The organism is Streptomyces sp. AC555_RSS877 (assembly GCF_019049245.1).
Taxonomy (GTDB): domain Bacteria; phylum Actinomycetota; class Actinomycetes; order Streptomycetales; family Streptomycetaceae; genus Streptomyces.
This window is the reverse complement of sequence record NZ_JAGMUK010000107.1, coordinates 1-272: the sequence shown is the minus strand read 5'-3', so window position 1 is coordinate 272 and position 272 is coordinate 1. Positions and strand designations below refer to the sequence as shown.

1 protein-coding gene is annotated in these 272 nt (G+C 71.7%); it reads left to right on the top strand.

The genetic code is table 11. From position 1 onward, the window contains the following. A partial coding sequence (locus KUM49_RS36375) for a phosphopantetheine-binding protein (protein WP_217241240.1) occupies nt 1-272 on the top strand: 272 nt, incomplete at both ends.

Below are 272 nucleotides of genomic sequence, written 5' to 3'. Positions count from 1 at the left end.
GCAAACTCGACCGCAGGGCCCTTCCCGCCCCCCACTACGCCACCGCGGCCGCCCGTTCGAGCCGGGGACCGTCCTCGGTGCAGGAGGAGATCCTGTGCCAGGCGTTCGCGCAGGTCCTGGGGGTGGACCAGGTCGGTGTGGATGACGACTTCTTCGTGCTGGGCGGGCATTCGCTGCTGGCGGTTTCGCTGGTGGAGCGGTTGCGTGGGCGGGGGGTGTCGGTTTCGGTGCGGGCGTTGTTCCAGACGCCGACGCCGGCCGGTCTGGCCGCG